An 8,918-nucleotide genomic window follows, 5' to 3' on the forward strand; every position below is an offset into this window, starting at 1 on the left:
CTCCTCTGGATGGTATCCGCGCGGCCCCGGCGGACAGGAGGGGGACGGCGTGATGATCTGCACTCTGGGACGGTCCGCCGGTCAGTCCCGCTCGACGGCGTGCCGTCCCGCCTTCGGCCGGCGGCGTGCCCGGAACATGGTCGCGGTGAGCAGGCCGGCCAGGCCGGCGACCACCCAGACCAGCAGCCCGGTCAGTGCCCAGCCGCCGCCGCGCCAGTCGAAGTAGATGGCCGACTTGAACAGGTCGGTGGCGAGGCCCGGCACGTTCCAGCGGTGCATCCCGCGCAGGAACGGCGGCAGGAACTCGGGCGCGTAGATGCCGCCGGAACCGGGGTTGCCGAGCACGACGAGCAGCAGGATCACGATGCCGGTACCGAGCAGCCCGAGCCAGCCCTGCACGGCGGCGGCGACCATCCCGGCCGCGAACGCGGCGAGCGCGCCGACCACCGCCACCGTCGCCACCTGATCGGGGAACACGCCGAGCACCGGCCCGACCAGGATCGCCCCGATGACGCCGAGCAGGATCGCGTGCACCGCGAGCGTGGCGATCCGCAGCCCGGCCCGGCGCAGGTCGCGTGGGCTGGTGCCGAGCGAGATGCCGAGCGCCGTGGACGCCAGGTAGCCGCCGAGCACCACGCCGACGGCCAGGTAGAACGGGACCAGGCCGCGCGGGTCGTCGGCGGAGACCGGCACGTCGTCGGTGACCTCCAGTGGCACCCCGGCCTGCCGGGCCGCCTCGGTGAACACGCCGGTGACGAGTTCGGTGGCGGCGGGCGCGCCCGCGCTGGCGGTGGCGAGCGTCAGGCCGCCGTCGGGGGCGGAGCTGAGCACCGCGTACACCGATCTGTCGGTGAGACCGTCGGAGGCGGCGTCGCGGCTGTCGTACCCGACGGGTTTGATCGTGTCGGTGCGGGCGCGGACGGCGGACATCACGGCCCGGGCCTGCTGGTCGCTCGTGACGACGGCGACCGGCACGTCGCGCGGGTCCGGCTTGTGCAGCGCGCCGACGTAGGCGGCGATGAACGCGCTGGCCAGCGCCAGGGTGCCGAGGATCAGCGCCGCCGTGCGGGGCAGCCAGTCCCGGGTACGCAGCTCCGGCTCGTCGTCCACGGCCTCAGCCTATTGCGGGCATATGCCCGGCTCATGAGGTTTCGTCGGGCGAAAACCGCTGGTCCCTGCCGATAGCGTCGGGCCATGACGGTGCCTGTCTATCCCGCCAAACCGCAGCCGGGCGACCGGGTCGCGGTCGTCTCACCCTCCGCCGGCCTGCCGGGTCTCTTCCCCCACGTGTACGAGCTGGGCCTGCGCCGGCTCCGCGACGAGCTGGGGCTGGAACCGGTGGAGTATCCGACCACCCGGGTCATGGGCGCCGACCCGCGCGACCGGGCGCGTGACCTGACCGCCGCGTTCGCCGACCCGACGATCACCGCCGTGCTGGCGACGGTCGGCGGGGACGACCTGATCACCGTCACCCCGTACCTGGACGACGACGTGTTGCGGGCCAACCCGAAGCCGTACTTCGGCTACTCGGACAACACGAACGTGCTCAACCACCTGTACCGGCTGGGCGTCGTCGGCTACCACGGCGGCTCCGTGCTCGTGCACCTCGGGCGCTCCGGGAAGCCGCACCCGCTCACGCTCGACTCGCTGCGCGCCGCGCTGTTCACCACCGGCTGGTACGAGCTGACCGCCGCGCCCGAGTGGGGCGACGAGCCGCGCGACTGGCGCGACCCGGCCACGCTCGCAGAGGAGCCGCCGATGTACCCGTCCGAGGGCTGGCGCTGGCACGGCCCGGCCCGGGTGGTGCAGGGCCGGACGTGGGGCGGCAACCTGGAGATCCTGCACTGGCTGATGGCGGCCGACCGTGTTCCGCGCGCGGCCGACCTGGCCGGCTCGGTACTGGTGCTGGAGACGTCGGAGGAGATGCCCACCGCGCAGGAGGTCTTCCGGATCGTGCGCAACATGGGCGAGCGGGGTCTGCTCGCCGCCGTCCCGGCGATCGTGGTGGGCCGCCCCAAGGCGTGGGACTTCGACCGGCCGCACTCGGTCGCGGAGCGGCTGGCCTGGGCCGCCGACCAGCGGGCGGCGATCCTGTCGGCGCTCGCCCCCTACGCCGGCGACCCGGTGGTGGTCTTCGACGTCGACCTGGGCCACACCGACCCGCAGGTGATCATCCCGTACGGCGGCGAGATCCGCGTGGACGCGGCCGAGCGCCGCATCGCCGTGCGCTACTGACGGCGGCGTCGGGCCGACGGCGCGGGGTCAGGCGTCGACGACGGCGAAGGCGCGGACCGGGAACGTGCCCATGCCGGCGACCCGCGGCGGAGCGGCGGTGAACCGGAAGCCGGTCGGCGGCAGCGCGTCCAGGCCGGTCAGGTGTTCCACGATCGGCACCCCGGCGGCCAGCAGACCGGTGTGCGCCGGGCGCTGACCTGCTGCCGCCGCCGTCATGTCGTCGATGTTGATCGAGTCGATGCCGACGAGCGCCGCGCCCGACTCGGCCAGCCACTGGGCGCCGTCACCGGTCAGGTAGGGCGCGTCCGGTGCGGCGTACGCGTCGGTGCCGAAGTGCGCGTCCCACCCGGTGTGCAGCAGCACCGCGCACCCGGCCACGTCGTACGGGGCGAGCATCAGCCGGTCCACCGCCCGCGTACCGGCCGGCACGCGTACCACCAGGCCGGGCAGGTCGGCGAGGCGGTCCAGCGGCACCCCGGTCAGGTCCGGGCCGTCGGCGAAGCGGTGCGACGGCGTGTCCACGTACGTGCCGGTGTTGGCGATCATGTCGATCCGCCCGACCTGGAACTCGACACCGGGCGCGTACCGGCTCCGGGACGCCTCCCGGGTCAGCCACTCGGTGATCGCCGGTGCGGGCCAGCCGGGCAGCGTGACCAGGCCGTCGGTGATCACGTGACTCAGCTCGACGAGTTTCCGCCCGCCGCCCGTGGCCGGGGCGGTTACCCCGCGCCCGCCCTTGTGCGGCTCCTCGACGACGGTCCGGTTGGTGATCCGTACCTCGCCGACCATGAGCAGCCCCAGGTGCCGGACCAGCAGCGCGGCCACCTCGTCGTCGGTGACGTCGGGGTGCGGCACGTCCAGCCGGAACCCGTCGGTGCGCAGACCCCCACCGTTGGAGAAAACCACCTCGGCGTCGAAGACCGTCCGATACTCGACCATCCGCCCACCGCACCACGCCCGGTCGCAGCCGGTCAAGATCCAACATCGGGCGGGCCCGGTTCGTCGGTGGAGGGGGATAGGCTCGAACGGTGCACCCCCCGTCCGGCTGGACGCGGGGTCGTCGTCGTGTGTCGATCCGCTGGAAGTGATCACTGATGCTCACCGGACTCTTCTCCGCCGCCCTGGCCGACCCGGGGCTGGCCCGGGCGCGTGACCTGGCGCGCTCCGGTGCCGCCCAGGTCGACGGGCTCGACCTCACCGCCCCGGCCGCGCTGCGCCCGTTCGCGGTCGCGGCGGTCGCCGCCGACGAGCCCGCCGGAGGCGCGGGCCGCCCGGTGCTCGCGGTCACCGCCACCACCCGCGAGGCCGACGACCTGGCCTCCGGGCTGGGCAGCCTGCTGCCGCCGGAGCAGGTGGCGGTCTTCCCGTCCTGGGAGACGCTGCCGCACGAGCGCCTGTCGCCCCGATCCGACACGGTCGGGCGGCGCCTCGCCGTGCTGCGCCGGCTGGCCCACCCGGACGCCGCCGACGCGCACGGCCGCACCGGGCCGCTGCGGGTCGTCGTCGCGCCGGTGCGCTCGCTGCTCCAGCCGCAGCTCAAGGGCCTCGGCGACCTGGAGCCGGTGCAGCTCGCCGCCGGGGACGAGGCCGACCTGGAGGAGGTCGCCCGCCGGCTCACCGACATGGCGTACGCCCGGGTCGACCTGGTCACCAAGCGCGGCGAGTTCGCCGTACGCGGCGGCATCCTGGACGTCTTCCCGCCCACCGACGAGCACCCGTCCCGGGTCGAGTTCTGGGGCGACGAGGTGGAGGAGATCCGCACCTTCGCGGTGGCCGACCAGCGCACCATCGAGGGCGTGGCGCAGATGTGGGCGCCGCCGTGCCGGGAGCTGCTGCTGACCCCGGCGGTGCGGGAGCGGGCCGCCGCGCTCGCCGCCGAGCACCCCGAGCTGGCCGAGATCCTGGACAAGCTGGCCGAGGGCATCCCGGTCGAGGGCATGGAGTCGCTCGCTCCGGCCCTGATCGGCGCCGACGCGCTGGAACTGCTCGTCGACTGCATGCCGGCCGGCACCCACGTACTCCTCTGCGACCCCGAGCGCATCCGCACCCGCGCACACGACCTGGTCCGTACCTCGGAGGAGTTCCTCCAGGCCAGCTGGGCCGCGGCCGCCGTCGGCGGCCAGGCCCCGGTCGACCTCGGCGCCGCCGCCTTCAAGACCCTGGCCGAGGTACGCACGGCAGCCCGCGCCCTGCGCCAGCCCTGGTGGACGCTCGCGCCGTTCGGCCTGGTCGAGGCGGACGCGGCGCCGGCCCGGCAGCCCTGGGAGGACGAGCCGGCCGCTGTCGACGTCACCCCCGACGACGCCATCGCGGTGAGCCTGGCCGCCCAGCCGGCCCCGCTCTACCACGGCGAGACCGCCCGGGTGGTCGACGACCTGAAGCGCTGGGCCGGTGAGGGCTGGTCGATCGCGCTCGTGTTCGAGGGGCACGGCCCCGCCCAGCGGGCCGTCGAGGTGCTCCGCGACGCCGGTCTCGGCGCCCGGCTCACCGAGGAGGTGCCCGCCGCGCCGGCACCGGGCGAACTGCTCGTGTCCTGCGGCTGTCTGACCGCCGGCTTCGTCGACGAGGCGTCGAAGTTCGTGTTGCTCACCGGCAACGACGTCACCGGTGGCCGGGGCACCTCGACCCGCGACATGCGCAAGATGCCCAGCCGGCGGCGCAACACCATCGATCCGCTGGAGCTGAAGGCCGGCGACTTCGTGGTGCACGAGCAGCACGGCATCGGCCGGTACGTCGAGCTGGTGCAGCGCACGGTGAACGGCGCCAGCCGCGAATACCTGGTCATCGAGTACGCGCCGAGCAAGCGCGGCCAGCCCGGCGACCGCCTGTTCGTCCCCACCGACCAGCTCGACCAGCTCTCCCGTTACGTCGGCGGTGAGCAGCCCACGCTGCACAAGATGGGCGGCTCGGACTGGCAGAAGTCCAAGGCCCGGGCCCGCAAGGCGGTACGCGAGATCGCCGCGCAGCTCATCCAGCTCTACGCCGCGCGCAAGGCGTCCAAGGGGCACAACTTCGGCCCCGACACCCCGTGGCAGCGGGAGCTGGAGGACGCCTTCCCCTGGCAGGAGACGCCCGACCAGCTGGCCGCCATCGAGGAGGTCAAGCGGGACATGGAGCAGACCGTCCCGATGGACCGGCTGATCTGCGGCGACGTCGGCTACGGCAAGACCGAGATCGCGGTACGGGCGGCGTTCAAGGCGGTGCAGGACGGCAAGCAGGTGGCCGTGCTGGTGCCGACCACGCTGCTGGTGCAGCAGCACTACAACACGTTCGCCGAGCGGATGAGCCAGTTCCCGGTGTCGATCCGGCAGCTGTCCCGGTTCCAGACGCCGAAGGAGTCCGAGCAGACGCTGGAGATGGTCGCCGCCGGCACCGTCGACATCGTCATCGGCACCCACCGGCTGCTCCAGGCGGCCACCCGGTTCAAGTCTCTCGGGCTGGTCATCATCGACGAGGAGCAGCGGTTCGGCGTCGAGCACAAGGAGCACCTGAAGACGCTGCGCGCCTCGGTCGACGTGCTCGCCATGTCGGCCACCCCGATCCCGCGCACGCTGGAGATGGCGATCACCGGCATCCGGGAGATGTCCACGATCGCCACCCCGCCGGAGGAGCGGCACCCGGTGCTCACGTTCGTCGGGGCGTACGACGACCGTCAGGTGGCCGCCTCCATCCACCGTGAGCTGCTGCGCGACGGTCAGGTCTTCTACCTGCATAACCGGGTCGAGTCGATCGAGAAGACGGCCCGCAGGCTGCGGGAGCTGGTCCCCGAGGCGCGGGTGGCGGTGGCGCACGGCCAGATGGGCGAGGAGGCGCTGGAGAAGGTGATGGTCGGCTTCTGGGAGAAGGAGTTCGACGTCCTGGTCTGCACCACGATCGTCGAATCAGGCATCGACATCCCGAACGCCAACACCCTCATCGTCGAGCGCGCCGACCTGCTCGGCCTGGCCCAGCTGCACCAGATCCGCGGCCGGGTCGGCCGTGGCCGGGAACGGGCGTACGCGTACTTCCTCTACCCGCCGGAGAAGCCGCTCACCGAGAACGCGCACGAGCGGCTGGCGACCATCGCCCAGCACACCGAACTCGGCGCCGGCATGTACGTGGCGATGAAGGACCTGGAGATCCGCGGCGCCGGCAACCTGCTCGGCGGCGAGCAGTCCGGCCACATCGAGGGCGTCGGCTTCGACCTGTACGTCCGGATGGTCGGCGAGGCGGTGTCCGCCTTCAAGGGCGAGCAGCAGGAGGAGGAGGCGGAGGTCAAGGTCGACCTGCCGATCGACGCGCACCTGCCGCACGACTACGTGGCGGTGGAGCGGCTGCGCCTGGAGATGTACCGCAAGCTCGCCGAGGCCCGCGACTCCGAGCGTCTGCGCGAGGTGGTCGCCGAGATGACCGACCGGTACGGCGAGCCGCCCGCGCCGGTGCAGAACCTGGTCGCGGTGGCGCGGTTCCGGCTGCTCGCCCGCCGCTACGGGCTGACCGACGTGTCGATGCAGGGCAAGCACATCCGGTTCGGTCCGCTGCCGCTGCCCGACTCGAAGCAGATGCGGCTCAAGCGCTACCACCCGGACTCGGTCTACAAGCAGGCGCTCGACCAGGTCAGCGTGCCCCGGCCGAGCACCCGGCGGATCGGCGGCGAGCCGCTGCGCGACCAGGCGCTGCTGGAGTGGTGCGGGCAGCTCCTGGCCGACGTCCTCGGCAAGCCCGAGGAGCTGGCCGGTGTTGCCAGCCCCGCAGTGGCGAGCGGACGATGACACAGCAAGCCCGAGGAGCTGGCCGGTGCCGCCCGGTCCGGGGCGGGTGCGCGATGAGGTGGGCGGAGTCACAGGCCGGCACTCGGCGTGAGAGAGTGACCCTCATGCGTGCTCGCCGTTCCCTCGTCGCCGTCAGCGTCGCGGCCCTTGCCGCGCTCTCTCTCGCCGCCTGTGGCCGCTCCGCCCCGGACGTCGCCGCCTACGTCGGCGACAGCCGGTACTCCGTCGACCGGGTCGACGCGATCTACGAGGACGCGCAGCGGCAGTACGCGGAGGCCGTCCGTAGCCAGTCCCCGCAGACGCCGTCGCCGGCGGAGCTGCGGTCCTCGGTGACCCGGCAGGACGTGCTGAACCTGCTGGTGGCGATCGACCTGGGCAAGCGTGTGGCGGCCGACAAGGGCCTCCAGGTCACCGACCAGATCTCCCCGGAGCAGATCCAGCAGGCGCTCCGCATGCCGGCGACCACCGAGTACACGAAGCTGTGGGGCGAGTGGGTCGACCTCTCCGGCACGCTCCAGCAGAGCCTGCCCCCGGCCGACCTCAGCGACGAGTCCCTGATGGCCGTCTACCACGCCCTCGAGAAGACCGGGGCGATCCAGCCGGGCCTGAGCATCGACCAGGTGCGGCAGGCGTTCGGCGAGGCCGGGTTCGTCCGCACCGCCACCGCGCTCAGCAGCGCGCTGCAGGAGCAGGCCGAGAAGTCGGACGTCCGCGTCAACCCCCGGTTCGGCGTGACGGGCGTGCCGTCGCTGGTCAACACCGGCCAGTCGTTCGTCTTCTACTCCCTGCCGTACGTCGACCAGGACGGCCCGGTCACCGACATCTCGACTCCGGAGGCGCCGGCCTCCGGCTCCCCGGCTCCCGGAGCCGCATGACCGCGCGGATCGTCCTGCTCGTCACCTCACCCCGGCTGCCCGCCGGCCTGCTGACTTCGGCCGCCTGGGACGCCGTACGCTCCGCCCCGGTCCTCGCCGGTGCGGAGAGCGAGCTGACCCGTGCGGTCCGAATGGCCGGCGCCCACGTGAGCGTGGTGACCGAGGGTGCGACCCAGGCGCTGCTCGACGCCGCCGCCGCGCACGGCGGGGCGGTGTGGCTGGCCGGTCCGGCCGGCGACGAGACGCTGGCCCGTGAGCTGGGGCTGCGGCTGGCGCGCGAGCCCGGCCTGGCCGAGCTGGAGCTGATGTACGGCTCGTGGGATCCGCCCGGCGCCCGGCTGCTCGACGCGGTCGAGGTGATGGACCGGCTGGCCTCCCCGGGCGGCGATCCGTGGAAGCGGGCGCAGACCCACCGCAGCCTGGCCGGTTTCCTGCTGGAGGAGTGCTACGAGGCGTACGACGCGATCAGCGCCGACGACACCGACGCGCTCCGCGAGGAACTGGGCGACGTGCTGCTCCAGGTGCTGCTGCACGCCCGGCTGGCGGAGAACCTGCCGGAGGGCAAGAGCTGGACCGTCGACGACGTCGCGGGCACCCTGGTCGACAAGATGGTGCGGCGCAACCCGCACGTGTTCTCCGGTGAGCCGGCCGGTTCGATCGAGGAGATCGAGGCGAGCTGGGAACGGATCAAGCGGGCCGAGAAGACCCGCGACTCGGTGCTGGACGGCATCGCGCTGAGCCAGCCCGCGCTCTCTCTGGCCGCGAAGATCCTGGACCGGGCCGGCCGGGTGGGCCTCGCCGTACCGCCGCCACTGGCCGAGTCGCAGGTGGATCCGGAGGCCCGGCTCGGCGCGAGCCTGCTGGCCACTGTCGCCGCCGCCCGGCAGGCCGGCATCGACCCGGAGGCCGCGCTGCGCCGGGCCACCTTGGCGTACGCCGAGGCGATCCGAGCCGCCGAACGCCCCACCCCCACCAACCCCGCCTAACCCCCCCCCCGCGCCTCACCCTGCCCCGCCCTCTCCCCCCCCTATTTCCCCTTTTGGCCCCGCGGGGGCAG

Annotated in this window: 6 protein-coding genes; 4 read left to right on the forward strand and 2 right to left on the reverse strand. The window is 73.3% G+C overall.

The window, feature by feature from the left end:
- Positions 1 to 81: 81 nt before the first annotated feature.
- Entirely contained in the window at positions 82 to 1,110 is a 1,029-nt protein-coding gene (locus tag IF06_RS0111085) for a membrane protein (RefSeq protein WP_030270751.1), read from the reverse strand.
- Between the two features lie 84 nt (positions 1,111 to 1,194).
- Here IF06_RS0111085 and IF06_RS0111090 point away from each other — a divergent pair, with 84 nt between their 5' ends.
- A complete protein-coding gene (locus IF06_RS0111090; RefSeq protein WP_030270753.1) occupies positions 1,195 to 2,235 on the forward strand; it encodes a S66 family peptidase in 1,041 nt (346 codons plus the stop codon).
- A 27-nt stretch (positions 2,236 to 2,262) separates the two neighbouring features.
- Here IF06_RS0111090 and IF06_RS0111095 read toward each other — a convergent pair whose 3' ends face one another.
- Positions 2,263 to 3,174, reverse strand: a complete 912-nt coding sequence (locus IF06_RS0111095) for a cyclase family protein (RefSeq protein WP_030270756.1) — start codon at positions 3,172 to 3,174, stop codon at positions 2,263 to 2,265.
- A gap of 155 nt (positions 3,175 to 3,329) precedes the next feature.
- Between IF06_RS0111095 and mfd the strand changes: the two genes are divergently transcribed.
- From mfd to IF06_RS0111110, 3 genes are all read left to right on the forward strand, one after another.
- Complete coding sequence (gene mfd / locus IF06_RS0111100; RefSeq protein ID WP_030270758.1) at positions 3,330 to 6,986, forward strand: transcription-repair coupling factor; 3,657 nt, start codon at positions 3,330 to 3,332, stop codon at positions 6,984 to 6,986.
- A gap of 104 nt (positions 6,987 to 7,090) precedes the next feature.
- The gene (locus IF06_RS0111105) at positions 7,091 to 7,861 is read left to right on the forward strand and encodes a hypothetical protein (RefSeq protein ID WP_013284088.1); all 771 of its coding nucleotides are present in this window, start codon (positions 7,091 to 7,093) and stop codon (positions 7,859 to 7,861) included.
- Positions 7,858 to 8,847, forward strand: a complete 990-nt coding sequence (locus IF06_RS0111110) for a nucleoside triphosphate pyrophosphohydrolase (protein WP_030270760.1) — start codon at positions 7,858 to 7,860, stop codon at positions 8,845 to 8,847. Before IF06_RS0111105 ends, IF06_RS0111110 begins: the two co-directional genes overlap by 4 nt.
- The last annotated feature ends 71 nt before the right edge of the window (positions 8,848 to 8,918 follow it).

The sequence above is a fragment of the Micromonospora globosa genome, assembly GCF_000717585.1.
Lineage (GTDB): Bacteria > Actinomycetota > Actinomycetes > Mycobacteriales > Micromonosporaceae > Micromonospora > Micromonospora aurantiaca.

What these genes read in the sequence shown, in the direction of transcription:
- IF06_RS0111105 (WP_013284088.1), top strand. Translation starts at nt 7,091, where the DNA reads ATGCGTGCTCGCCGTTCCCTCGTCGCCGTCAGCGTCGCGGCCCTTGCC.
- mfd (WP_030270758.1), top strand. Translation starts at nt 3,330, where the DNA reads ATGCTCACCGGACTCTTCTCCGCCGCCCTGGCCGACCCGGGGCTGGCC.
- IF06_RS0111110 (WP_030270760.1), top strand. Translation starts at nt 7,858, where the DNA reads ATGACCGCGCGGATCGTCCTGCTCGTCACCTCACCCCGGCTGCCCGCC.
- IF06_RS0111090 (WP_030270753.1), top strand. Translation starts at nt 1,195, where the DNA reads ATGACGGTGCCTGTCTATCCCGCCAAACCGCAGCCGGGCGACCGGGTC.
- IF06_RS0111095 (WP_030270756.1), bottom strand. Translation starts at nt 3,174, where the DNA reads ATGGTCGAGTATCGGACGGTCTTCGACGCCGAGGTGGTTTTCTCCAAC.